23 protein-coding genes are annotated in these 24,496 nt (G+C 65.4%); 16 read left to right on the top strand and 7 right to left on the bottom strand.

What is annotated here, in order from left to right; translation table 11 throughout:
- The first annotated feature begins 2 nt into the window (after window positions 1-2).
- Complete coding sequence (locus GR158_RS20720; protein ID WP_134652208.1) at window positions 3-611, top strand: flavin reductase family protein; 609 nt, start codon at window positions 3-5, stop codon at window positions 609-611.
- A gap of 30 nt (window positions 612-641) precedes the next feature.
- Here the strand turns inward: GR158_RS20720 and GR158_RS20715 are convergent, their stop codons facing one another.
- Window positions 642-1,265: a hypothetical protein gene (locus GR158_RS20715; RefSeq protein ID WP_160872419.1), complete on the bottom strand. Its 624-nt coding sequence runs from the start codon at window positions 1,263-1,265 to the stop codon at window positions 642-644.
- 127 nt (window positions 1,266-1,392) lie between these two features.
- On the opposite strand from GR158_RS20715, the gene GR158_RS20710 reads away from it, so the two are divergent.
- On the top strand, window positions 1,393-2,520 hold the full coding sequence (locus GR158_RS20710) for a DUF2336 domain-containing protein (RefSeq protein WP_134652194.1): 1,128 nt from the start codon (window positions 1,393-1,395) through the stop codon (window positions 2,518-2,520).
- Window positions 2,521-2,553: 33 nt separating this feature from the next.
- Here GR158_RS20710 and GR158_RS20705 read toward each other — a convergent pair whose 3' ends face one another.
- Both GR158_RS20705 and parE read right to left on the bottom strand, forming a co-directional pair.
- The gene (locus GR158_RS20705; RefSeq protein ID WP_160872418.1) at window positions 2,554-2,982 is read right to left on the bottom strand and encodes a hypothetical protein; all 429 of its coding nucleotides are present in this window, start codon (window positions 2,980-2,982) and stop codon (window positions 2,554-2,556) included.
- Window positions 2,983-3,051: 69 nt separating this feature from the next.
- Window positions 3,052-5,106: a DNA topoisomerase IV subunit B gene (gene parE, locus GR158_RS20700; protein ID WP_134652190.1), complete on the bottom strand. Its 2,055-nt coding sequence runs from the start codon at window positions 5,104-5,106 to the stop codon at window positions 3,052-3,054.
- Between the two features lie 207 nt (window positions 5,107-5,313).
- Between parE and GR158_RS20695 the strand changes: the two genes are divergently transcribed.
- The 4 genes from GR158_RS20695 (at window position 5,314) to GR158_RS20680 (ending at window position 9,508) form a co-directional block, all read left to right on the top strand.
- The gene (locus tag GR158_RS20695) at window positions 5,314-6,198 is read left to right on the top strand and encodes an alpha/beta hydrolase (RefSeq protein WP_160872417.1); all 885 of its coding nucleotides are present in this window, start codon (window positions 5,314-5,316) and stop codon (window positions 6,196-6,198) included.
- Window positions 6,199-6,295: 97 nt separating this feature from the next.
- Complete coding sequence (gene tpiA, locus GR158_RS20690) at window positions 6,296-7,066, top strand: triose-phosphate isomerase (protein ID WP_160872416.1); 771 nt, start codon at window positions 6,296-6,298, stop codon at window positions 7,064-7,066.
- A 131-nt stretch (window positions 7,067-7,197) separates the two neighbouring features.
- On the top strand, window positions 7,198-7,734 hold the full coding sequence (secG, locus tag GR158_RS20685; RefSeq protein ID WP_160872415.1) for a preprotein translocase subunit SecG: 537 nt from the start codon (window positions 7,198-7,200) through the stop codon (window positions 7,732-7,734).
- A 145-nt stretch (window positions 7,735-7,879) separates the two neighbouring features.
- Window positions 7,880-9,508, top strand: a complete 1,629-nt coding sequence (locus tag GR158_RS20680; RefSeq protein WP_134652182.1) for a CTP synthase — start codon at window positions 7,880-7,882, stop codon at window positions 9,506-9,508.
- Between the two features lie 56 nt (window positions 9,509-9,564).
- On the opposite strand, the gene GR158_RS20675 is transcribed toward GR158_RS20680, so the two are convergent.
- Together GR158_RS20675 and GR158_RS20670 are read right to left on the bottom strand one after the other, a co-directional pair.
- Window positions 9,565-10,926, bottom strand: a complete 1,362-nt coding sequence (locus GR158_RS20675) for an MATE family efflux transporter (RefSeq protein ID WP_160872414.1) — start codon at window positions 10,924-10,926, stop codon at window positions 9,565-9,567.
- A gap of 217 nt (window positions 10,927-11,143) precedes the next feature.
- Window positions 11,144-12,367 (bottom strand): MFS transporter, encoded by a 1,224-nt coding sequence (locus GR158_RS20670; RefSeq protein ID WP_160872413.1) that lies wholly within the window; start codon window positions 12,365-12,367, stop codon window positions 11,144-11,146.
- A gap of 115 nt (window positions 12,368-12,482) precedes the next feature.
- Between GR158_RS20670 and GR158_RS20665 the strand changes: the two genes are divergently transcribed.
- Window positions 12,483-13,076: a TetR/AcrR family transcriptional regulator gene (locus GR158_RS20665; protein WP_160872412.1), complete on the top strand. Its 594-nt coding sequence runs from the start codon at window positions 12,483-12,485 to the stop codon at window positions 13,074-13,076.
- A gap of 6 nt (window positions 13,077-13,082) precedes the next feature.
- Here GR158_RS20665 and GR158_RS20660 read toward each other — a convergent pair whose 3' ends face one another.
- Together GR158_RS20660 and GR158_RS20655 are read right to left on the bottom strand one after the other, a co-directional pair.
- Window positions 13,083-14,234, bottom strand: a complete 1,152-nt coding sequence (locus GR158_RS20660) for a ceramide glucosyltransferase (protein ID WP_160872411.1) — start codon at window positions 14,232-14,234, stop codon at window positions 13,083-13,085.
- Window positions 14,235-14,427: 193 nt separating this feature from the next.
- Entirely contained in the window at window positions 14,428-15,759 is a 1,332-nt protein-coding gene (locus GR158_RS20655; RefSeq protein ID WP_160872410.1) for an FAD-binding oxidoreductase, read from the bottom strand.
- Between the two features lie 58 nt (window positions 15,760-15,817).
- On the opposite strand from GR158_RS20655, the gene GR158_RS20650 reads away from it, so the two are divergent.
- The 9 genes from GR158_RS20650 to GR158_RS20610 all read left to right on the top strand — a co-directional run bounded on the left by GR158_RS20650 (window position 15,818) and on the right by GR158_RS20610 (window position 24,401).
- On the top strand, window positions 15,818-16,711 hold the full coding sequence (locus GR158_RS20650) for a VOC family protein (protein WP_160872409.1): 894 nt from the start codon (window positions 15,818-15,820) through the stop codon (window positions 16,709-16,711).
- A 1-nt stretch (window position 16,712) separates the two neighbouring features.
- Window positions 16,713-17,552, top strand: coding sequence for a 3-deoxy-8-phosphooctulonate synthase (gene kdsA, locus GR158_RS20645; RefSeq protein WP_160872408.1), 840 nt, complete (start codon window positions 16,713-16,715; stop codon window positions 17,550-17,552).
- A 127-nt stretch (window positions 17,553-17,679) separates the two neighbouring features.
- On the top strand, window positions 17,680-18,954 hold the full coding sequence (gene eno / locus GR158_RS20640; protein ID WP_134652166.1) for a phosphopyruvate hydratase: 1,275 nt from the start codon (window positions 17,680-17,682) through the stop codon (window positions 18,952-18,954).
- Window positions 18,955-19,091: 137 nt separating this feature from the next.
- Window positions 19,092-19,400, top strand: coding sequence for a septum formation initiator family protein (locus GR158_RS20635; RefSeq protein WP_160872407.1), 309 nt, complete (start codon window positions 19,092-19,094; stop codon window positions 19,398-19,400).
- A 148-nt stretch (window positions 19,401-19,548) separates the two neighbouring features.
- Window positions 19,549-20,595, top strand: coding sequence for a pyruvate dehydrogenase (acetyl-transferring) E1 component subunit alpha (gene pdhA / locus GR158_RS20630; RefSeq protein ID WP_160872406.1), 1,047 nt, complete (start codon window positions 19,549-19,551; stop codon window positions 20,593-20,595).
- 16 nt (window positions 20,596-20,611) lie between these two features.
- A complete protein-coding gene (locus GR158_RS20625) occupies window positions 20,612-22,030 on the top strand; it encodes a pyruvate dehydrogenase complex E1 component subunit beta (protein WP_160872405.1) in 1,419 nt (472 codons plus the stop codon).
- Between the two features lie 14 nt (window positions 22,031-22,044).
- Entirely contained in the window at window positions 22,045-23,397 is a 1,353-nt protein-coding gene (locus GR158_RS20620; protein ID WP_160872404.1) for a pyruvate dehydrogenase complex dihydrolipoamide acetyltransferase, read from the top strand.
- Between the two features lie 16 nt (window positions 23,398-23,413).
- Window positions 23,414-24,055 (top strand): SGNH/GDSL hydrolase family protein, encoded by a 642-nt coding sequence (locus GR158_RS20615; RefSeq protein ID WP_134652156.1) that lies wholly within the window; start codon window positions 23,414-23,416, stop codon window positions 24,053-24,055.
- A gap of 85 nt (window positions 24,056-24,140) precedes the next feature.
- Entirely contained in the window at window positions 24,141-24,401 is a 261-nt protein-coding gene (locus tag GR158_RS20610) for a YdcH family protein (protein ID WP_160872403.1), read from the top strand.
- Window positions 24,402-24,496: the final 95 nt, after the last annotated feature.

Genomic DNA, 24,496 nt, shown 5'->3' with positions numbered 1-24,496 from the left:
CCCTGTTCTACGAGACAGCGCAGAACGCGCACGGGCTGCGGCACGATCCCTTCAAGGCGATCGTCGCGCCGCGCCCGATCGGCTGGATCGGCACCAAGGCGGCGGACGGACGGCGGAACCTTTCGCCCTATTCGTTCTTCAATGCGGTGGCCGACCGGCCGAAGCTGGTGATGTTCTCCTCCAGCGGCCACAAGGACAGCGTGACGAATATCGAGGAGACGGGCGTCTTCACCTGCTCGCTCGCCGGCCAGCACCTCGCCAAGGAGATGAACGCGAGTTCGGTCGCCGTGCCGCGCGGGGTCGACGAATTCGAGATCGCGGGGCTGACGCCGGTCGGCGGGCGCCTCGTCGATGCGCCCTATGTGGGTGAGGCCTATGCGGCGCTCGAATGCCGCACGACCCAGATCCTGCGGCCGCTCGATCTCGACGGGCGCGAGACGGACAACTGGGTCGTGTTCGGCCAGGTGGTCGGCATCCATATCAGCCCGGACATCCTGCGCGACGGCATGATCGACATGGCGGTGGCGCGGCCGCTCGGGCGCATGGGCTACCTGGATTACACCGACGGCGGCACGGGTGTTTTCACCATGGCTCGCCCCAGGGCGGACTAACGTTGCGTTAGCCGCGGGACTGACGTTGCGTCATCCGCGGGGATAGGTCGCTTCGATGATGGCGGCCTGCGCGGCGTCCGTTGCGATTCGGCCGTAAAACCCTTCGTTGCGCGAGGTCTCGCAGTCGCGCTGAAAGCTGTTGCCGTCGAGATCGCAGACGCAGTCATAGGCGGGGACTCCAACGGCGGCTGCGGCGAGCAGCATGGCCGAGCGGGCGGCCGCGAAGGCGACGGTCCATGTGCCGTCCTGCGCGCGTGGCGCGGCCGTCGCGAGCGCATTTTCCAGAGCCAAACGATCCCAGACCAGTGCGGCGAGCCGTGGGGACTTTCCGGCGAACCCCTCGGGTGCGGCGGGCGCGGGCAGGATTCCGTCCGTCAGCGCGAGGATGCGCGTTTCGCCGTCCGCGCGGCCGGCCTGCGCCTCGGCGACCGAAAGCAGGGTGGCGAGGCGCTGGATGTCGGCGCCCTTGCGGCAGCCGGCAAGCCCGATCACCGGCGTTCCGGCGGCGACGATGGCCTGGAGTTCGTCCACGGTCGATTCGTTGTTCACGACGGGGCAGGCATGCCCGCTCGCCGCGAAGGCGGCGTCACGGCGGACTGTCGGAGCGCGTTCGGCGGGGGGCATAAGGAAGAGGGCGCGGGGAAGCGTTTTCATGCTTCTTCTTAAGAGGGCGGACGGCGATCTGGCAATGACCGGCGCGTTAACGGATATGGTGAACCAATCTTAAACACTTTGCCGATAGGGTCCTTTCACTAGAAGTCGCAGGCGTTTGGGGCGTCCATTGATCGTTCATGCATTCCTCCGTTGGATCGAGACCGCGCGGGCAGCCGACAGGGCGAAGGCGGCCAGCGTTCTGGCGCGGGCCTATGCGAAGGCGCGCATCGCGCCCGACGACCGCCGCGCCGCCGAGATGGCGATGATCTTCCTGCTCGACGATCCCGCGCCCAAGGTGCGGCTGGCGCTGGCCGAGGCACTTGCCTCCTGCGCGGACGCGCCGCGCGCGGTCATTCTGCCGCTCGCCGAAGACCAGCCCGAGATCGCCGCCCATATCATCCTGTGTTCGTGCCTGCTGACGGATGCCGACCTGGTCGATCTCGCCGCCAAGGGCAGCGACGTGACGCGCATGCTGATTGCCAACCGCAGCCATGTCTCGCGGGTGGTGTCCGCTGCCCTTGCGGAAGTGGGGGATGTGGAGGACGTGCTGGCGCTGCTGGAAAACGAGGGCGCCATGCTGTCGCGCCGCAGCCTGGCGCGCATCGCCGAGCGGCTTGGCCATGACGCGGATATCCGCGCGCTGCTGCTCGACCGCGAGGACCTGCCGAGCGATGCCCGCCATGCGCTGGTGGAGAAGGTCGGCACGGCGCTGGCAGGCTTCGGTCTCATCCAGGCGGCGGTGGGCACAGGCCGGGTCGAGCGCATCACGCGTGAAGCCTGCGACGTCGCGACGATCGGCATGGTGGCGGACGTTGCCCCCACGGAGATGCCGACGCTGGTCGAGCATCTTCGCGTGACGGGCCGCCTGACGCCGGTCTTCCTGATGCATGCGCTCTGCACGGGCCGCGCGGAATTCTTCGTCGCCGCCATCGCGAACCTTTCGGGGCAGGAGGAGCGGCGGGTTCGCTCCATCCTGTCGGACGGACGCGAGGCGGCCGTGCGGGCGCTCTACGAAACGACCGGGCTCGGCGTCGATATCAGCGCGCTCTTTGCCGAGGCGACGATGCTCTGGCGGCGCGAGGCCAAGGGTGGGGACGGGCTGCACTCCGTTTCGGAAATGCTTCTGGCGCGCAGCCGCGCCATGGGCAATGCCGCCTGCCAGGCGATGCTCGAACTGGTCGAGCGCCTTGCCATTGCCGAACAGCGCCAGACCGCGCGCAGCTACGCGCTGATCGCCACGCGCGAGGCGGCATGAAGGGAAGGCGCCTGGTCGTCGGTCGTTCGGTGATCAGTCGGCGAAGCGCTTGGCGACCCAGGAATAGCCGTCCTCGGCATAGCGGATCGGCGTGGTGACGGCGGCCTTCAGCGACTGGCGGTCCGGAATGGCTTTCTTCAGGAAACCCAGCGTGCGCGCCGCAAGGCCCTGACGGGCCTCGACCGTTTTCGCCGGCAATGGCAGCGGGGTCTGGGCGGTCGTGTCGGCGGGCGCGGGATCGGGCGTCGGCGTGACCTCCGCCGTCATGCGGTCGCTTGCGGTTTCGCAGACCGCCACGATGACAGGATAATTCTTGTCCTGATGGCGGTTGATATAGGTTTCCGCCTGCGCGTCGCACAGCGCGACCGTCTGCCAGGAGCGGTCGACCGTATCGATATAGTGGCACTGGGTCGCGCTGTCGTCGCAGCCCATGAGCGTCATGACGATGAGCGCAGCTTTCATGGCCGTTTCTCCGGGATCGATGCCGCCGGTTAGAGGCCGGCAATGGCGCGAAAGTAAGGCATTCCTTCCTCAGATATCGAGGTTGTCGGCAAAGACCGCACGCTCCTGGATGAAGCGGAAACGCGCCTCCGGCTTCGTGCCCATCAGGTCGTCCACGGCGGTGCGGGTGCCCTCGAAATCGACGTCGTCGATGGCGACCTTGAGGAGCGTGCGCTTCTTCGGATCCATCGTGGTTTCCTTGAGCTGCGCCGGCAGCATTTCGCCCAGACCCTTGAAGCGGCCGATCTCGACCTTGCCGCGCCCGTTGAATTCGGTGCGCATCAGCTCCTCGCGGTGCGCATCGTCGCGGGCATAGAGCGTCTTGCCGCCCTGGGTCAGGCGGTAGAGCGGCGGGACGGCGAGGTAGAGGTGGCCGCCACGGATCAGATCCGGCATCTCCTGATAGAAGAAGGTGATGAGCAGCGAGGCGATATGCGCGCCGTCGACATCGGCATCGGTCATGACGATGACGCGGTCGTAGCGCAGGTCCTCGTCGCGGTATTTCGAGCGCGTGCCGCAGCCGAGCGCCTGCACCAGATCGGAAATCTGCTGGTTGGCGCCGAGCTTCTCGCGGCCGGCGCTGGCGACGTTGAGGATTTTTCCGCGCAGCGGCAGGATGGCCTGGTTGGCGCGGTTTCGCGCCTGCTTGGCCGAGCCGCCGGCCGAATCGCCCTCGACGATGAAGAGTTCCGCACCCTCGGCGGAATTCTGCGAGCAGTCGGCGAGCTTGCCGGGCAGGCGCAGCTTGCGCACGGCCGTCTTGCGCGAGACTTCCTTTTCCTTGCGGCGGCGCATGCGCTCTTCGGCGCGCTCGATGACCCAGTCGAGCAGCTTGGCGGCTTCGGCGGGGTTGTCGGCAAGGTAGTGGTCGAAGGGATCGCGCAACGCGTTCTCGACGATGCGCTGGGCCTCGACGGTGGCGAGCTTGTCCTTGGTCTGGCCGACGAATTCCGGCTCGCGGATGAAGACGGAGAGCATGCCGACCGCCGAGATCATCACGTCGTCGGTGGTGATGTCCCTGGCGCGCTTGTTCTGGGTCAGCTCGGCGTAGTTCTTCAGGCCCTTGGTAAGCGCGATGCGCAGGCCCGCCTCATGCGTGCCGCCGTCGGCCGTCGGGATGGTGTTGCAATAGGAGTGGATGAGCGAATCGCCGCCGTACCAGGTGACGGCCCATTCCAGCGAGCCGTGGCCGCCCGACTTCTCGCTCTTGCCGGCGAAGATTTCGCGCGTGACGGTGTAGTCCTTGCCGAGCGTGGCCTGCAGATAGTCCTTCAGGCCGCCGGGGAAGTGGAACACTGCCTTTTCCGGCGTCTCGGATCCCTCGGGCAGAAGGGCCGGATCGCAGCTCCAGCGGATTTCGACGCCGCCGAAGAGATAGGCCTTGGAGCGCGCCATGCGGAAGACGCGGCCGGGATCGAAGCGCGCATGCGCGCCGAAAATCTCCGGATCCGGATGGAAGCGGACCTTCGTGCCGCGGCGGTTGTGCACGTCGCCGAGCTCTTCCAGCCCGCCGACGGGTTTGCCGCGCGAAAAGCGCTGGCGGTAGAGCTTCTTGTTGCGGGCGACCTCGACCTCGAGATGATCCGACAGCGCATTGACGACGGACACGCCGACGCCGTGCAGGCCGCCCGATGTCTCGTAGGCCTTGCCGTCGAACTTGCCGCCGGCATGCAGCACGGTGAGGATGACCTCCAGCGTCGACTTGCCCGGCATCTGCGGGTGGTTTTCCACCGGGATGCCGCGCCCGTTGTCGGTGACGGTCAGGAAGCCCTCGGCATCGAGATTGACCTCGATGAAGTTGGCGTGTCCCGCGACGGCCTCGTCCATCGAGTTGTCGATGACTTCCGCGAAGAGGTGGTGAAGCGCCTTCTCGTCCGTGCCGCCGATATACATGCCGGGACGCATGCGCACGGGCTCGAGCCCTTCCAGCACGCGGATCGCCGAGGCGTCGTAATCGCCGCCGGCAGCCGGCGGGGCCGGGACCGGTGCGGTGGCGCGCGGCACGGGCTTTTCCTCCCGCGCCACGGGTTCGGGGGCGGGCTGGGATTGCAGGCTGGCGAAAAGGTCGTTGCTGTCGTCTTGCATGGGCCGTTCAGAGTTTGTTCCGTCTGCCGCTTTCAGCCGTCGCTCCCTGCGGAGCGCGGCGTGGCGGAATGAGATGGGCGGCGAATCACTTACGACTCTGCCAGATTCTGCGGGTTTTCGCGAACGCCGGCTGCACCGCCGCGCCACGAGGATTGCTTTGCATCCGGGTGAATGGCAAGTATCGCCACCCCAAGGGAGTGCGTGTTCATGGCTCAGTCCACAGTTGATTGCCTTCGCCGGTTCGTTCTGGCCGCCGTTTTCACCGGCCTGGCCGCCCATCAGGCGTCGGCACTCACGCTCAAGCCGTGGAAGGACGAGCTGTTCGCCTACGGCACCGTGGTCGAGACGGCCGACGACGGGGCGTTGCGCGTCGTCGATTACGAGGAGATGCGCGACATCAACGGGCGCGACCAGGTGCCCGAGCGGCGCGTGAAATCCGCCTATGTCTCGACGGCGGTGAAGAAGGCGACGCAGGCGCTGACGGTGGACACGCCGGCCGGCAAGCTCGACGTCGCCATGACCGGCAAGGGCGAGGGGGCGGCCTTCACCGTGATCTTCATCCACGGCCGCGGCGGCGACCGGCGCCTCGGCAACAACGACTGGACCTTCGGCGGCAATTTCAACCGCCTGAAGAACCTCGCGGCGCAGAACGGCGGCGTCTATTACGCACCGAGCGTGCCGTCGTTCGACGATGCGGGTGCTGCGCGCATTTCCGGCCTGATCCTGCGGGCCAAGGCGCTCTCGCCCGATGCGCCCGTCATTCTTGCCTGTGCGTCGATGGGCAGTTTCATCTGCGCGCGCGTGGTGCGCGACGCCACGGCGGTCAAAAGCCTGTCCGGCATGGTGCTGATGGGCGGGGCGGCGGATGGCGACTATGCCAAGACGCCGGCCTTCAAGGCCAAGCTGCCGGTCTATTTCACGCATGGCGACAGCGACAAGGTCTATGCGGCCAACGACCAGATCGCGGTGTTCCGCAAGCTGCGCAAGGCCGGTATTCCCACCCGCTTCGTGCTGTTCCAGACCGGCGGCCACGGCACGCCGGTGCGCATGACCGACTGGCGCGAGACGCTGAATTTCCTGCTGGCGCGCTGAAGCGGATAGGGGGCGAAGACTTTCGCCATGCCTTTCCTTGGCCGCGCCGATTTGCTACGCCCCATGCGACCCGAGAATTCAAGGACAGGGAGGCCTCATGACACCGGATGTAACACCGCTCGTCGCCGGGAACTGGAAGATGAATGGCACGCGCGCATCGCTCGACCAGATCAAGGCGATGGCCGAAGGCGTGAAGGGGCCGCTTTCCGAAAAGGTGGAGACGCTGATCTGCCCGCCGGCGACCCTTCTCTACGTGGCGACGGCGCTTTGCGACGACAGCCCGCTCCTGATCGGCGCGCAGGACTGCCATGAAAAGGCCTCCGGCGCGCATACCGGCGACATTTCCGCCGAGATGATCGCCGACTGCTTCGGCACCCATGTGATCGTCGGCCATTCCGAGCGCCGTACCGACCACAAGGAAAGCGACGCGCTGGTGCGCACCAAGGCGGAAATCGCCCATGAAAACGACCTCGTCGCCATCGTCTGCATCGGCGAGACGGGCGAGGAGCGCAAAGCGGGCAAGACGCTGGACGTGCTGAAAAGCCAGCTGGCGGCCTCGGTGCCGGATGGCGCGACGGCGCAGAACACCGTCATCGCCTACGAGCCGGTCTGGGCGATCGGCACGGGGCTGACACCGACGGCCAAGGACGTTGAAGAGGCGCATGCCTTCATGCGCGCGGAACTTTCGGCGCGCTTTGCCGGCGAGGGCGCCAAGATGCGCATTCTCTACGGCGGTTCCGTCAAGCCGGGCAATGCGAAGGAATTGATGGGCGTCGCCAATGTCGACGGTGCGCTGATCGGCGGGGCGAGCTTGAAATCCGACGATTTCCTCGCCATCTACCGGGCCTATGAAGCGCTGACGGCGTAAGCCCTTTTGCAGCCTCTTCCGTCTGCCTGCAAAAGGGCAGGCGGATTGATCGCTGGGGCTTGGAATGGCGCACGGCTTGGTATATTGAGCCGCAAACCTGAAATTTGGCCGCTTGGCCGGGATAGCTAAACATGCAGACCATCTTGCTCGTCATTTATCTCATGGTCGTCGTCGCGCTGATCGGCGTCGTGCTGATCCAGCGCTCGGAAGGCGGCGGCCTCGGCATTGGCGGCGGCTCCGGCTTCATGTCGGCGCGCGGCACGGCCAATGCCCTGACGCGCACCACGGCGATCCTCGCCACGCTGTTCTTCGTGCTTGCGCTCGGCATGGGCATCTATGCCCGCTACGAGACGCGCCCGACCGACATTCTCGACCGTATTCCCGGCACGACCGGCACCGGCGGCGTTCTCGACGCGCTCGGCGGCGGCCAGAGCCAGCAGAACGGCGGCACCCAGCAGAACCAGGGTACGCAGAACCAGGGCACGCAGGGCCAGGGAACCGAGGGCCAGGGCACCGGCAACACCACGAACCAGACGCCTGCGGCGACCGGCACCGACGCCGTTCCGACCGAGGGCGGCAACGCCACCACCGGCGCGGGCCAGACGCCCGCCACGACGGGTGGCGCAGCGGAGACCGGCGGCAACACCGGCGTCCCGAGCGGCCAGTAAGCCGAAGCAAACAAAAACAAACCGGCCGGTTGGCAAAACCAACCGGCCTTCTTCTGTGTAAAACGCCGATTGCGACTTCCGAAATCACGCCCAAGGTGATTTTTCGGTGGCGGAATCGATTTTGAAAAGGTATCCGGTGACTCCCATGGCGCGATATGTATTCATCACAGGCGGCGTGGTTTCTTCCCTTGGAAAAGGCATCGCCGCAGCAGCACTGGGAGCCCTCCTTCAGGCCCGCGGTTACCGCGTTCGCCTTCGCAAGCTGGACCCTTATCTCAACGTCGATCCGGGCACCATGAGCCCGACGCAGCACGGCGAGGTCTTCGTCACCGACGATGGCGCGGAGACCGACCTCGACCTTGGCCACTACGAGCGCTTCACCGGCCGCTCGGCCACCAAGACCGACAACATCACCACCGGCCGCATCTACAAGAACATCATCGACAAGGAACGCCGCGGCGACTATCTCGGCGCGACCGTGCAGGTCATTCCGCACGTCACCAACGAGATCAAGAACTTCGTCACCGAAGGCAATGACGATTACGACTTCGTGCTGTGCGAGATCGGCGGCACGGTGGGCGATATCGAGGCGATGCCCTTCATGGAGGCGATCCGCCAGCTCGGCAACGACCTGCCGCGCGGCACGGCCGTCTATGTCCACCTGACGCTGATGCCCTATATCCCGGCCGCCGGCGAGCTGAAGACCAAGCCGACGCAGCATTCCGTCAAGGAACTGCAGGCCATGGGCATCCACCCTGATATCCTCTTGGTGCGCGCCGACCGCGAAATCCCGGAAGCCGAACGCCGCAAGCTCTCGCTGTTCTGCAATGTGCGTCCGACCGCCGTCATCCAGGCGCTCGACGTGGCCTCGATCTACGACGTGCCGCTCGCCTATCACAAGGAAGGCCTCGACGACGAGGTTCTGGCCGCCTTCGGCATCGAACCCGCGCCGAAGCCGCGCCTGGAAGCCTGGCAGACTGTTTCCGACCGCATCAGCACGCCGGAAGGCGAAGTGACGATCGCCATCGTCGGCAAGTATACCGGCCTCAAGGATGCCTATAAGTCGCTGATCGAGGCGCTCTATCACGGCGGCATCGCAAACCACATCAAGGTCAAGCTCGAATGGATCGAGTCGGAGGTCTTCGAGAAGGAGGATCCGGCGCCGTATCTGGAGAAGGTGCACGGCATCCTCGTGCCCGGCGGCTTCGGCGAGCGCGGCTCCGAGGGCAAGATCAATGCGGCGCGCTTTGCCCGCGAGCGCAAGGTGCCGTATTTCGGCATCTGCTTCGGCATGCAGATGGCCGTCGTGGAGGCCGCGCGCAACCTCGCCGGCATCGAGAAGGCCTCCTCGACCGAATTCGGCAAGACGGCCGAGCCGGTCGTCGGCCTGATGACGGAGTGGGTGAAGGGCAACGAGCTGGAGAAGCGTTCGGCGTCGGGCGATCTCGGCGGCACGATGCGGCTTGGCGCCTATCGCGCGTCGCTGAAGGGCGGCACGAAGATTGCCGACATCTACGGCTCCACCGACATTTCCGAGCGTCACCGTCACCGCTACGAGGTGAATGTCGATTACAAGGACAAGCTGGAGAGCTGCGGCCTCGTCTTCTCCGGCATGTCGCCGGATGGCGTGCTGCCGGAAACGGTGGAATACCCCGATCATCCGTGGTTTATCGGCGTTCAGTACCACCCGGAACTGAAGAGCCGCCCGCTCGATCCCCATCCGCTGTTTGCCAGCTTCATCGAAGCGGCCCTGGAACAGAGCCGCCTCGTCTGAGTGTCGCAATGCACTTTTGAAAACCGCCCGGCGCGCGCCAAGCACCGGGCGGTTTTTTATGGGCCGATGGTGCGGTGCCTCACCTGCCGTAACGTGATGGCCGTAAGGGCAAGCAGCAGCGCATCCGCTGCCGGCGTGGCGAACCAGATACCTTTTTCCCCAAGCAGCGTGGTCAGGACCAGCACCAGCGGCATGGTGAAGAGATAGGGCTTTGCAAGGCTCAGCAGGGCCGCGCGTCTGGCATCGCCGATTGCCTGAAAGGAACCGGCGATGACCATGAGCGGGCCGGAAAGGATGTAGAGCGCGGCCATGATCGGCATGATGCGCGTGACGGCGGCGATGACGGACGCATCCGCGACGAACAGGCCGGCCATCCGGCCGGGCATGGTGACGAGCAGGATTTCGATGCCGAGGCAATAGATGAAAACGGCGGCGAGGCCGAGGCGCAGCACCTTGGTGGCGCGCTGCGTGAGGCCGGCACCATGGTTGTTGCCCAGGATCGTCTGCACGGCCTGGCTCATGCCGAGCAGCGGCAGATAGGCGAAGGTGAGGATGCGCGTGACGATGCCGTAGGCGGTGACCAGGGTTTCGTAAGCGCTTCCGGCAGAGATTTGCAGGGCGGTTATGACTGCGGCGGAGACGAGCGCAAGCCCGATGAAGCCGAGGCTTTGCGGCGCGCCGAGCGCCAGGATGTCTCGTGTCGAACTGGACAGGTGGGACGGTTTGGCCATGATGTCCGCGAGGCGCAGGTTGGTTTTCCCGATAGTCCTGAACACCGCCAGAAAGCCGAGCGCCAAAAGTTGCGCCAATATGGTCCCGAGCGCGGAGCCGGTGACGCCGAGATCGAACCCCGCGATCAGGATATAGTTGAAGGCAAGATTGGCGAGCGAGACGAAGAGGCTCGCCAGCGCCATCAGCCCGACACGCCCCTCGCAACGAAGCGCATCGACATTGACCGCCAGCAGCAGCTGGAGCGGCGAGAAGAACACGACGATCGCGATGTAGCGATAGGCCAGCGTTTCGAGCAGCGGCGCGCCGTTGGCGATGGCGGCGATGAGCGTGAGGCCGAAGGCGAGAAACGCCAGGATGAAGGCCGCGCCGATGGCCAGCGCCAGCCCGTGGGCGGCGGCGAAGGCGTTGCGGGCTGCCGGCAGGTCGCCTGCGCCGAGGCGGCGCGCGAGCAGGCTCGCCATACCGCTGCCGACGAGGGTGGCGAGCGCCACCAGCAGCATGAAGATGGGAAAGACCGCCGTGACGGCGGCGACGGCCTCCGGCCCGGCATAGAGGCCGAGCATCACGGCATCCATGACGGTCAAAAGCCCGTTCATGCTCATGACAAAGACGATGGGCGTTGCCGTTCTGGCGAAAAGCGCGCCGAGCGGCGCGGTCAGAAATGGATTGGAAAGGTCTTGCGACATCCCGCTCTCCTCATGTGCATTTCGATGAGAGGGAGGGGCTCGCATTGCCTGCCGCACGAAATGCTTCGAGGGTCGGGTTCGTCCAAGATCAGATTTCACCGGGACTTTCGTCTGCGAGCGGCAGGTATCTGAAACCTGATGCGCTTGTTAGTGGTGTGGCGCGATGGCGTCAAGCGGTGGGCGTGAAGGCCCGGCGCGGTGGCCGGGCCTTGCTGCCTTATTCGGCGGCTTGCGGCGTCGGGCAGACGCCGTCGTCGCAGTCTTCGCCGGCCAGTGTGCGCTGACCGAGCGCGACCGTCAGCAGGGCACCCAAGCAGGCGGCGACGGACACCCAGAAGCCGTTCTGCGGGCCGAACGTATCCACAGCCCAGCCGGCCACGAAGGCGCCCAGCGCCATGCCGATGCCGATGCCCGTCGTGACCCATGTGACGCCTTCCGTCAGCATCGCCGCCGGCACGCGGCGTTCAACCAGTCCGAAGGCGGTTATGAAGGTCGGCGAGATCGCGACGCCGCTGATGAAGAGGGCGATCGCCAGGAGCGGCACCGTGCCGACAAAGGGCAGCGGCAGGGCGGTGAGGCCGAGCACCGTCACGGCAATCATCATCTGTTTCTGCAAGGGCATGGAGGGGTTGATCGCGCCGAGCAGGAGGCCGACGATGAAGGAGCCGACGCCGTAGACGCCGATGACGAGACTTGCCGCGTTGGGCTGCCCGAGATCCTTGGTGATGGCGACCGCGCTGACCTCGGCCGTGGCAAAGGTGGCGCCGACGAAGACGAGCGCGAGCGTGATGATCTGCACCGCGGGCAGGCGGATGGCCGACGTTTGCGGGCTGCCGCTGCCGGCCGTGCGGATCGCGGGCTCCGTCGCGCGTTGCAGGACGAAGGCGAGGGTGCCGAGGGCGAGGCATAGGGTGCTGACCAGCATGCCGGCCTCGGGGAAGAGCGCGACGGCGAGACCGACCGACAGCGAGGCGCCGGCGATATAGACGAGTTCATCGGCCGCCGATTCGAAGGCGAAGGCGGTGTTCATCTCCGGCCGGTCGCGGAAAAGTCCGGTCCAGCGGGCGCGCAGCATGGCCGGCATGCTGGGCATGGTGGCGGCGAAGAAGGCCGAGGCGAAGAGCGTCCAGACCGGCCAGGCCTGGTTGGTGGCCGCAATCAGCGTCAGAAACGCCATGACGGAGATGATCGTTGCGGGCGTGAGCACCGCGGACTGGCCGTAGCGATCGACAAGCCGGGACACCTGCGGTGCGATCAGCGCATTGGTGAGCGCGAAGGTGGCGGAGACGGCACCCGCGAACCAATATTCGCCATGCGCCTGCGACAGCATGGCGACGATGCCGATGGGCGCCATGGCGATGGGCAGGCGCGCGAAAAAGCCGGCGACGGAAAAACCTATTGTGCCGGGCACGCTGAAAATCTCTTTGTAGGGGTTGGCCATGGCCTGCTCCTGCCTATCGATGAATGAATGCCTACATACGTAGCGTATGTGAATCGGTAATTGCATACGCAACGTATGTCAAATAAAATACGCGACGTATGTAAAAGGGGATGCCATGCGCAAGCCGCGCGAAGAAATGATCGCCGAAACCCGGGCAAAGCTCATCGCCGCCGGTCGCCATGCCTTCGGGACGGTCGGTTATGCGGGTGCCTCGATGGATGACTTCACGGCGGCGGCGGGGCTGACGCGCGGCGCGCTCTACCACCATTTCGGCGACAAGACGGGGCTTCTCCAAGCCGTCATCCAGCAGATCGATGCGGAGATGACGACGCGGCTCAACCGCATTTCCGCCGCCGCGCCGAACCGCTGGCAAGGCTTTGTCGACGAGTGCGTCGCCTATATCGAAATGGCGCTGGAACCGGAAATACAGCGCATCATGTTCCGCGACGGTCCGGCGGTGCTGGGCGATGTCTCGCAGTGGCCGACGAGCAACGGCTGCATCGCCGCGCTCAGCCGCAGCATCGCGCGTTTGAAGGCGGATGGCCTGATGGTGGACATCGACACGGAAGCGGCGGCTCGGCTGATCAACGGCGCAAGCAGCCATGCCGCGCTATGGATCGCCAATTCGCAGACGCCCGAGGCGACGTCGCGGCAGGCCGTCGACGCGTTCAGGAGGTTGCTGGACGGACTGCGTGCCCGCGTGGCGTGAGCCGGTTCAGGGGCCTGCCGGCGCTTCCTCCAGCTCGCAGGCGGTGGTGCCGATGGTCATGGTGTTGCCGCGCCAGTCGATGGTGCCGCCGAGCCAGGCGCGCAGCCAGATGGCCGGCAGCATGAGGTCGCGCACGATCATGGCCGGCACCGACCAGCGCGACAGGCGCCAGCCCTTGGCGAAGGCGAGCGCGAGTTCCGGCAGGTAGATGCCTGCAAGCACCAGCAGCATGGCCGAGGGCAGGGTGCCGGCGCCGAGCGCCACGGCGATCAGGGCAAGTGACAAGGGCGGCAACAGGCCGAGCAGGATTTCCGGCGCGAAGAAGCCCGGAAAGGTGACGCGGCGCAGGCGCGACCAGCGGCACTGGCGCGACCAGATGTCGTGGCCGGTGCGGCGGCCGAGCGGCTGTTCGAACGGCGACGACACGAGATGCACCTTGAGGCCGAGGCGGTTGACCAGCTTGGTGGAGGCGGCGTCCTCGGCGATCTCGGCATTGAGGGCGTGGATGCCGCCATTGGCATCCAGCATCGGCTTGTACCAGAGCATGCTCTTGCCCTGCGCGAAACCGAGGCCGAGCGCTTCGCCGGCATATTGCCAGCGGGCCTGCTGGGTGTTGAGGAAGGTGCACTCCACCTCCGCCCAGAAGCCGTCTGGCCGCGAGCCGAGCGGCGTCGAGCAGACAAGGCCCGAATCGCTGCGCCAGCCGCCCATCAGATGCTGCACGTAGTCCTCCGGCATCAGTACGTTGGAATCGGCGAGGACGACCCAGTCGTGCCGCGCCGCCTGCCAGCCCTTCACGCAATTGTTGAGCTTGGGGTTGGCGCTGATGCGGTCGTCGCCGACGAGGATTCGCGACGCCACGGACGGGTGTTCGGCCGCCGTCCTCTCGATTTCCGCGATGACCGGGTCGTTGCCGTGGGCGACGCAGAACAGGAGTTCGTAATTCGGCCAGCTCAGGCGGAAGGCGCGCGACAGTGTCTCGGCCGTGAAATTCTCGATGCCGCGAACGGGGATGACGATGGAGACGGGCGGTTTCTTGCGCAGGTCCGGCGGCGGAAAGCCCGTTGCCTTGAGCCGCTTGCCGGCGATGAGAATGCTGGCGAGGTTGGTCGCAACGAGGGCGCCCGAGGCAAGGGCGAAGGCCTGAGCCATGTCCATTCACGCAAACTCCTGTGGGCGCCGCTTCAGCTGGCGGCTGCCGGGTTCAGTCACGCGCGAAGAAACATCACTGTCACATGACACGGGAATGACGGTGGCGTGCGGCAAGCCGCCATGCACCGCAGATCAAGGCATGCGGGCGTTGCGGCCCGGCATGCGGACCCCCTATTGGATGGGCGGGGCGAATCGGCGGTCAGCGTGTGCCGTTGCCGAAGGTGAAGATGTCGGCGTCGGGATCGGCATGGCCGCTGATGGCGGCGGAGACGATTTCAGCGGCGATCTGGCTGAAGGTGATGCCGTTGCCGCCGAAGCCCATGACGGCGGAGACTCGGTCGAGGCCGGGCACGGCGCCGATGAGCGGCAGGCCTGTGCTCGTGGTGCCGAAGGGGGCGGCCCAGACGAATTCGGGATCGGGCAGGGACATGCCGAGCAATGCCTCCGCCTTTCGGCGGATGACCTTCGCCTTGCTGGCGAGTTTTTTCGGCGAGGCGTAGGCGGTTTCGCTTTCCTCGTCCTCGCCACCGACGATCAGCCGGCCGTCGCGCGAACTGCGAAGATAGAGGTAGGGATCAGCACCTTCCCAGACGATGCAATCCTTCAGCCAGCCGGGCAGGGCGGTGCCGCGCGGGGTGGCGAGCGCCCAGGTGGAGACGACCGAGTGCCCCTCCTGCGCCAGGGACTTGAGGAATTCGTAACCCGAGCAGAAGACGACATGCCCGGCAGACAGGATCTTGCCCTCGGCCGTGGCGAGAAAGGCGCGGTCACCGGTGGAGCGCAGGTCGGTTATTTCGAGCGGGCTCACCAGCTCCGCCCCGCGTTCGACCGCCGCGCGCAGAATGCCTGCCGCCATCTGGGCCGGGTTTGCGGACGCGGAGATGTCGCTGAGAATGGCGCCGGTACGGTCGATGCCGAACTGCTGCTCCAGCGTGGCGGCATCCACGAAATCGGCCGCGATGCCGGCGGCATGCCGCGCTTCGACCTCGCTGCGCAGCGCGCGGCTGCCATATTCGTCGCCCGCCAGGAACAGCGTCTTCTTGCGCTCGAAGGCGCAGGAAATGTCGAGATCGGCAACGATGTGCGTCAGTTGCTCGACAGCGCGGGCCGAACGGCACCAGGCGCGATTGGCCTTCTTCACGCCGATCAGGCCGGCGAGCTTGTGCAGGGGAATGTCGATCTCGTGCTGGATCATCGCGGTGCTGGCAAGCGTGCTGCCGCGCACGGGCGCGCGGCGATCCACGATCAGAACCGAGCGCCGGCCATCGGTGAGGGCATGCGCGGCGAGCGCGCCGGAAATGCCGGCGCCGACGACGATCACGTCGTAGTCGCTCCTCGACGGGGTGTGCGCGGCGCGGACGCCGATGCGTGGCGTTTCGGCCCAGAGCGGCCGGGATTCATGCAGCTTGCGCTGCTTCGTGATGTCGCGGGGCGTGGAAATGGCGGGCTCCGATGCTGGAATGCGCCGTTGGAATGTCGCGGCGACGGAAAAGTTCCCGATGCGCGGCAGCCCTTGTGCCGGCGCTTGCATTGCGGGCCGAAAGCATGCAAAGCACGGGGCGCCTGAAACACGACCGGATTACCTGCCCATGACCGTGAGTTCGAGAACGCCCCGCCCGATCGACCATCTGGTGCTGCCGGTGTCCGACCTCGCAATCGCCCGCGAAAGACTGACCGCGCTGGGATTTACCGTCGCCAAGGATGCGCGCCACCCCTTCGGCACCGAGAACTGTTGCGTGTTCCTGTCCGACGGCAGCTATCTGGAGCCGCTCGGCATCGCAAACCGCGAGGAATGCGAAGAGGCGGCGCGCGAGGGCAATGCCTTCGTCGCGCGCGACCAGGCGTTCCGCTTCCGTCGCGGGCTGGACGGCTTCTCCGGCATCGCCATGGCGACGAGCGATGCGCAGGGCGACGACCGGCGCTATGCGGCTGCCGGTCTTTCCGGCGGCGATATGCTGGAGTTCTCGCGCGAGATGCTTCTGCCCGACGGGACGTCCGCGACCGGCAGCTTCCGGCTGGCTTTCGCCGCCGATCTGCGCAGTCCCGATTTCTTCTTCTTCGCCTCGCAGCGCATCCTGCCGCTGCCGGCCGACCGGAAGGCGCTGGAGGCGCATGAAAACGGCGTGACCGCGCTTTCAGAGGTCGTGCTGTCGGAACAGAACCCGACGGATTTCCAGTATCTCGTGCAGGAAGCCGCTGACGAGCGCGAGATCGAGGCCATGTCCTTCGGCATGTCGGTCGCGACACCGCGCGGCCGCATCACCTTGCTCAACGATGCCGGGCTGGAGGGTTTTTACGGCATCGCGCCGGAGACCGGCACGGACCGCGGGCTGAAGGGCCGGGCGGTCGTCTTCACGGTTGCCAGCCTGCCGGATTGCCGCCGCCTGCTCGCCGAGCGCGGCGTCGTCTTTACCGAACGCGACGGCCGGCTCATGGTGCCGCCGGCGCCGGGCCAGGGCGCCCTCTTCGTCTTTGGAGAATGACATGAAAACCAATTCCACCGTCGTCGTCGGCGAGGGCGCCAAAAAGGTTACCTTCGCGCAGGACAAGCGCTTCTCGCTGATTGCCGGCCCCTGCCAGATGGAAAGCCGCGACCACGCTTACATGATCGCCGGAACGCTCGTCGAACTGACCGACAAGCTCGGAATCGGCCTCGTCTACAAGTCGTCGTTCGACAAGGCCAACCGCACCTCGCTTTCGGGCAAGCGCGGCATCGGGCTGGACAGCGCCATGGAGATCTTCGCCGACCTGAAGAGGGATTTCGGCTTTCCCGTCCTGACCGACATTCACACGGAAGAGCAGTGCGCGGTCGTCGCCCAAACGGTCGATATCCTGCAGATCCCGGCCTTCCTGTCGCGCCAGACCGACCTTCTCGTCGCCGCCGCCAAGACCGGGCGCGTAATCAATGTCAAGAAGGGCCAGTTCCTGGCGCCCTGGGACATGAAGAACGTGCTGGCCAAGTTCACCGAGAGCGGCAACCCGAACGTGCTTCTGTGCGAGCGCGGCGCCTCCTTCGGCTACAACACGCTGGTCTCCGACATGCGCTCGCTGCCGATCATGGCCTCGCTCGGCGCGCCCGTCGTGTTCGACGCGACCCATTCGGTGCAGCAGCCCGGCGGGCAGGGCGGGTCCTCCGGCGGCCAGCGCGAATTCGTCGAAACGCTGGCGCGGGCGGCCATCGCCGTCGGTGTCGCCGGCGTGTTCGTCGAGACGCATGAGGATCCGGACCACGCACCCTCCGACGGTCCGAACATGGTCTATCTCAAGGACATGCCGCGGCTTCTCGAAAAGCTTCTGGCCTTCGACGACATCGCCAAGGCGTGAGCGCCATCAAACGGATGACACGAAGACGTGGCATCCGTTCTTCCGGCGCCGAGCGCCATTGTAATTTCCGCATGGTCGATTAAAAGTGGATTTTAATCGATTAATAAACCCGAACCAGGACGATATCATGACTGCTATCATCGACATCATCGGCCGCGAGATCCTCGACAGCCGCGGCAATCCCACCGTTGAAGTGGACGTCTATCTCGAGGATGGCAGTTTCGGCCGCGCGGCGGTTCCGTCGGGCGCCTCGACCGGCGCGCATGAAGCCGTCGAACTGCGCGACGGCGGCAAGCGCTACCTCGGCAAGGGCGTCGAAAATGCCGTTGCTGCCGTCAACGGCGAGATATTCGAAGCCATCGGCGGCCTCGACGCCGAAGACCAGATCGCCGTCGACCAGACGATGATCGAGCTGGACGGCACGCCGAACAAGGCACGTCTGGGCGCCAACGCCATCCTCGGCGTTTCGCTGGCCGTCGCCAAGGCCGCCGCCGAAGCCGCCAACCTGCCGCTTTACCGCTATGTCGGCGGCCCGAACGCCCGCATCCTGCCGGTTCCGATGATGAACATCATCAATGGCGGCGCGCATGCCGACAACCCGATCGACTTCCAGGAGTTCATGATCGTTCCCGTCGGCGCCGACAACATCCGCGACGCCGTGCGCATGGGGTCGGAAGTGTTCCATACGCTGAAGAAGCAGCTCGCCGCCGACGGCCACAACACCAATGTCGGTGACGAAGGCGGCTTCGCGCCGGGCCTCGCATCCGCACCCGCCGCGCTCGACTTCATCATGAAGTCCATCGAGAAGGCCGGCTACCGCCCGGGCGAGGACATGTTCATCGCGCTCGACTGCGCCTCGACGGAATTCTTCAAGGACGGCAAGTACGTGCTGGAAGGCGAGGGCCGCACGCTGGAGCCCGGCGCCATGGCTGAGTACCTGGCCGAACTCGCCGCCAAGTACCCGATCTTCTCGATCGAGGACGGCATGGCCGAAGACGACTGGGACGGCTGGAAGACGCTGACCGACAAGATCGGCAAGTCGGTGCAGCTGGTCGGCGACGACCTGTTCGTCACCAACTCGGCCCGCCTGCGCGACGGTATCAAGATGGGCGTCGGCAACTCGATCCTCGTCAAGGTCAACCAGATCGGCTCGCTCTCCGAAACGCTCGACGCCGTCGAGACCGCGCACAAGGCGAGCTACACCGCCGTCATGTCACACCGTTCGGGCGAGACCGAGGATTCGACGATCGCCGACCTCGCGGTCGCCACCAACTGCGGGCAGATCAAGACCGGTTCGCTCGCCCGTTCGGACCGTACCGCAAAGTACAACCAGCTCATCCGCATCGAGGAGCAGCTGGGCGCGGCGGCGAAATATGCCGGCCGCGGCATTCTGCGCGGCTGACCGGAAAACAGTTTTTCCGGAATGATGAAACCCGCATCGCAAGATGCGGGTTTTTTCTTGGGCCCACCCGTCATGGTCAATGGTCGGTTAACCGCTTGCCGATAGTGTCTGGCTGTACTGCGTATCGGGGCACCTGCATGTGGACCAAGCATCATAAGAAGCGGAAATTCGGCCGGCTGGCGCTGCCGGTGATTACGGTCGCTTTCCTTTCCTATTTCGGTTACCATTCCGTCCATGGTGATTTCGGCCTGCGCGGAATGGAGGATTTCGAGCGGCAGCGAATGGAACGGCAGGCGCGTCTGGACGTGCTCGTGCGGCAGCGCCAGATCCTGGAAAAAGAAGTGGCCCTGATGAGCGACGGCTCGCTCGAGCGCGACATGCTCGACGAAAAGGCGCGTTCCTACCTCAACATGTCGCGCGCCGATGAAATCGTGATCTTCCACTGAGAAGCGCGATTAACCGAAATCTGGTTAATCGTAAATATTCCTTACTTGTCAGTAGCTTGTAGGGAATATAAGCCATGCATTTATGGCATTGCTGATGCGGAATTTCTCCCCTATGTTTTCGGCAAAAGGCAAACATAGGGAGGATCGAATGGCTCCGCGCAAGACCGCGTCCACGTCCAGCCGCAAAACGACGGCAAAGCCTGCACGGAACGAGACAATCGGTTCCAACAGTCTGACATTCACCAAGGAAGAAGAGCTTCACGCCTACCGCGAGATGCTCATGATCCGTCGCTTCGAGGAAAAGGCCGGCCAGCTCTACGGCATGGGCGTCATCGGCGGTTTCTGTCATCTCTATATCGGCCAGGAAGCGGTCGTCGTGGGCATGCAGATGGCCCAGAAGGACGGCGACCAGGTGATCACCTCCTATCGCGACCACGGCCACATGATCGCGCTCGGCATGAGCGCGCGCGGCGTCATGGCCGAGCTGACCGGTCGTCGCGGCGGCCTGTCGAAGGGCAAGGGCGGCTCGATGCACATGTTCTCCAAGGAGAAGGGCTTCTACGGCGGCCACGGCATCGTCGGCGGCCAGGTCTCGCTCGGCACGGGTCTCGCCTTCGCCAACAAGTATCGCGGCAACGACCAGGTGTCGGTCACCTATTTCGGCGACGGCGCGGCCAACCAGGGCCAGGTCTATGAAAGCTTCAACATGGCCGCGCTCTGGAAGCTGCCGGTCGTCTACATCATCGAGAACAACCGCTATGCGATGGGCACCTCGACGGTGCGCTCCACGGCGCAGTCGAACTTCTCCAAGCGCGGCGAAGGTTTCGGCATTCCCGGCGTCCAGGTCGACGGCATGGACGTGCGCGCGGTCAAGGCCGCGGCCGAGGAGGCCATCGCCCATTGCCGCGCCGGCAAGGGCCCGTACATCCTTGAAATGCTGACCTATCGCTATCGCGGTCACTCCATGTCCGACCCGGCGAAGTACCGCTCCAAGGACGAAGTGCAGAAGATGCGCTCCGAGCACGACCCGCTGGAGCAGGTGAAGGCCCGTCTTCTCGAGCAGGGCTGGGCGAGCGAGGACGATCTGAAGCAGATCGACAAGGAGGTCCGCGACATCGTCGCCGACAGCGCCGAATTCGCCCAGAACGATGCAGAGCCGGATGTATCCGAGCTCTACACCGACATTCTGCTTTGATCCGGGGGGGACTTATATGCCCGTAGATATTCTTATGCCCGCGCTCTCTCCGACGATGGAAGAGGGCACGCTTTCCAAGTGGATCAAGAACGAAGGCGACGCCGTGAAGTCCGGTGACGTGATCGCCGAGATCGAGACCGACAAGGCGACGATGGAAGTCGAGGCCGTCGATGAAGGCGTGATCGGCAAGATCGTCGTTCCCGCCGGCTCCGAAGGCGTCAAGGTCAACTCCGTCATCGCCGTTCTGCTGCAGGATGGCGAAAGCGCCGACGCGATTTCCGCGCCCAAGGCGGCGCCGGCGGCCAATGCCGACACGCCCGCCGCAACCTCCGGCGATGCGGGCGGCAAGGCCCGCGAATCCTCGGACGAGCCGACATCCGTCGCATCCGAGAAGGTTCCGGCCGCACCGAAGACGGAAGTGGCCGCCGATCCGGATATCCCCGCCGGCACCGAAATGGTGAGCATGACGGTGCGTGAAGCGCTGCGCGACGCCATGGCGGAAGAAATGCGCCGCGACGGCGACGTGTTCATCATGGGTGAGGAAGTCGCCGAATATCAGGGCGCCTACAAGATCACCCAGGGCCTGTTGCAGGAATTCGGCGACAAGCGCGTGATCGACACGCCGATCACCGAGCACGGCTTTACCGGCATCGGCGTCGGCGCGGCCATGGCGGGCCTCAAGCCCATCGTCGAGTTCATGACGTTCAACTTCGCCATGCAGGCGATCGACCAAATCGTCAACTCGGCCGCCAAGACGCTCTACATGTCGGGCGGCCAGATGGGCGCGCCGATCGTCTTCCGCGGCCCGAGCGGCGCTGCCGCACGCGTTGGCGCCCAGCACTCGCAGTGCTATGCCGCATGGTACAGCCATATTCCGGGCCTCAAGGTCGTCATGCCCTACACGGCGGCAGACGCCAAGGGCCTGCTGAAGGCCGCGATCCGCGATCCGAACCCGGTCATCTTCCTCGAGAACGAGATCCTGTACGGCCACAGCTTCGAGGTTCCCAAGCTCGACGATTTCGTGCTGCCGATCGGCAAGGCGCGCATTCACCGCCCCGGCAAGGATGCGACGCTGGTCTCCTTCGGCATCGGCATGACCTATGCGGTCAAGGCGGTGGCCGAGCTGGAGAAGCAGGGCATCGACGTCGAGCTGATCGACCTTCGCACCATCCGTCCGATGGACCTGCCGACCGTCATCGAATCGGTCAAGAAGACCGGCCGCCTCGTGACCGTCGAGGAAGGGTTCCCGCAGTCGTCCGTCGGCGATTTCATCGCCAACCGCGTCCATCGCGAGGCCTTCGACTATCTCGATGCGCCCGTCGTCACGATTGCCGGCAAGGACGTTCCCATGCCCTACGCCGCCAATCTCGAAAAGCTGGCGCTGCCGAATGTGGGTGAAGTCGTCGAGGCGGTGAAGGCCGTCTGCTACAAGTAACGGGAGGGCGCGAAATGCCGATCAACATTACGATGCCCGCCCTTTCGCCCACCATGGAAGAGGGCAACCTCGCCAAGTGGCTGGTGAAGGAAGGCGACACCGTGAAATCCGGTGACGTCATCGCCGAGATCGAAACCGACAAGGCGACGATGGAAGTCGAAGCCGTCGACGAGGGCGTCGTCGCCAAGATCGTCGTGCCGGCCGGTACGGAAGGCGTGAAGGTCAACAGCCTGATCGCCGTTCTCGCCGCAGATGGCGAAGATGTCGCGGCTGCCGCCGGTGGTGGCGCCGCTCCGAAGGCGGACACTAAGCCCGCCGAAAGCAAGCCTTCCGAAGCGAAGGCCGAGGCGCCGAAGGAAGCCGAAAAGCCGGCTGCCGCCGCGGCCGCTCCGGCACCTGCGGCTACTGCATCGGCCGGTCCTGCGCCGTCGCGAGACGGCAACCGCGTGTTCTCCTCGCCGCTCGCCCGCCGCATCGCCAAGGAAGCCGGCATCGACATTTCCGCCGTTTCCGGCTCCGGCCCGCATGGCCGCGTCGTCAAGAGCGACGTCGAGAAGGCCGTTGCGACCGGTGGTGCGAAGCCTGCCGCCGCTGCACCGGCTGCCGCCGCGTCCGCTGCACCCAAGGGCATGTCGGACGATGCCGTGCTCAAGCTGTTCGACGAAGGCTCCTACGAACTCGTGCCGCATGACGGCATGCGCAAGACCATCGCCAAGCGCCTGCAGGAATCCAAGCAGACGATCCCGCATTTCTATGTCTCCGTCGATGTCGAGCTCGACGCGCTTCTGGCGCTGCGGGCACAGATCAACGACAGCGCGCCGCGCAAGGACGACCGTCCCGCCTACAAGCTTTCGGTCAACGACATGGTGATCAAGGCGCTGGCGCTTGCTCTGCGCGATGTGCCGGATGCCAACGTCTCCTGGACGGAGACGAACATGGTCAAGCACAAGCACGCGGATGTCGGCGTCGCCGTTTCCATTCCGGGCGGGCTGATCACGCCGATCATCCGCAAGGCGGAAACCAAGAGCCTGTCGACCATCTCCAACGAGATGAAGGACCTGGGCAAGCGCGCCAAGGAACGCAAGCTGAAGCCCGAGGAATACCAGGGCGGCACGACCGCGGTCTCCAACATGGGCATGATGGGCGTCAAGAACTTCGCCGCCGTCGTCAACCCGCCGCATGCGACGATCCTGGCGGTCGGCGCGGGCGAGGAGCGCGTGGTGGTGAAGAACAAGCAGATGGTCATCGTCAATGCGATGACGGTCACGCTTTCCACCGACCATCGCTGCGTGGACGGCGCGCTCGGCGCCGAACTGCTCGGTGCCTTCAAGCGCTATATCGAGAACCCGATGGGGATGCTCGTCTGACAAGCGGGGTGCGGCCATGAAGACGGTTCTCTGCTACGGCGACAGCCTGACCTGGGGTTACAACGCCGAAACGCTCGACCGGCATGCCTTCGGGGATCGCTGGCCGAGCGTGCTCGCCAAGGCGCTGGGGCCCGATGTCACCGTGATCGCGGAGGGCCTCAACGGCCGCACCACCGCCTATGACGACCATCTGGCGGACTGCGACCGCAACGGCGCGCGCATCCTGCCGACCATCCTGCACAGCCACGACCCGATCGACCTCGTCATCCTGTTCCTGGGCGCCAACGACATGAAGCCGGCCATCTGCGGAACGGCCTTCGGGGCCGTGCAGGGCATGGAGCGGCTGGTGGAGCTGGTGCGGCATCACGCCTGGTCCTTCGACACGGACGAGGGGCCGGATGTGCTGATCGTCTCGCCGCCGCCGCTGTGCGAGACGGCGAACACGGCCTTTGCGGCGATGTTTGCCGGCGGTGTGGAGCAATCGGCCATGCTGGCGACGCTTTACGCCGACCTCGCCGACGAGCGCGGCTGCGGCTTCTTCGATGCGGGCTCCGTCGCCGAGACGACGCCGCTCGACGGGGTGCATCTCGATGCCGAAAACACCCGGGCGATCGGCAAGGGTCTCGAGCCGGTCGTGCGCATGATGCTCGGGCTTTGACGGTATCGCGGCGGGTTTGACAGGGATCAAGGAGTGAAGGCGCGGGCAGGCTAGGCTGACACCATCAACCGAGAAGGAGATGGACATGCCGAACACCCCGCACCAGCTTGCAGAGGAATTTCCGGAGCATCTGGCCACGATCCGCCACCTGCGGGCGGTCGACGGCCACTTCTACCGGATCTGCGAAGAGTATCAGGCGGTGAATCTCGCCATTCATCGCGCAGAAGCGGATATCGAGCCCGTCGCCGACCTCAGCATGATCGACATGCGCAAGGCGCGGATGCGGCTCAAGGATGAAATCTACGGGATGCTGACGCAGCCGGAAAAGGTGGCGCAGGATCCCTGAGGAGCGGTGGCTTCCGCTCCTTGTCATGCCGCAGCGGTGAAAACCGCGCGGCGCAGAAGAACAACAGAGGAGTGGAAGCGCTCATGTCGAATGCT

Origin of the sequence: Shinella sp. AETb1-6 (assembly GCF_009826875.1) — a bacterium.
Taxonomy (GTDB): domain Bacteria; phylum Pseudomonadota; class Alphaproteobacteria; order Rhizobiales; family Rhizobiaceae; genus Shinella; species Shinella sumterensis.
The sequence above is the reverse complement of the archived record's forward strand: the minus strand, read 5'-3'. Positions and strand labels throughout refer to the sequence as shown.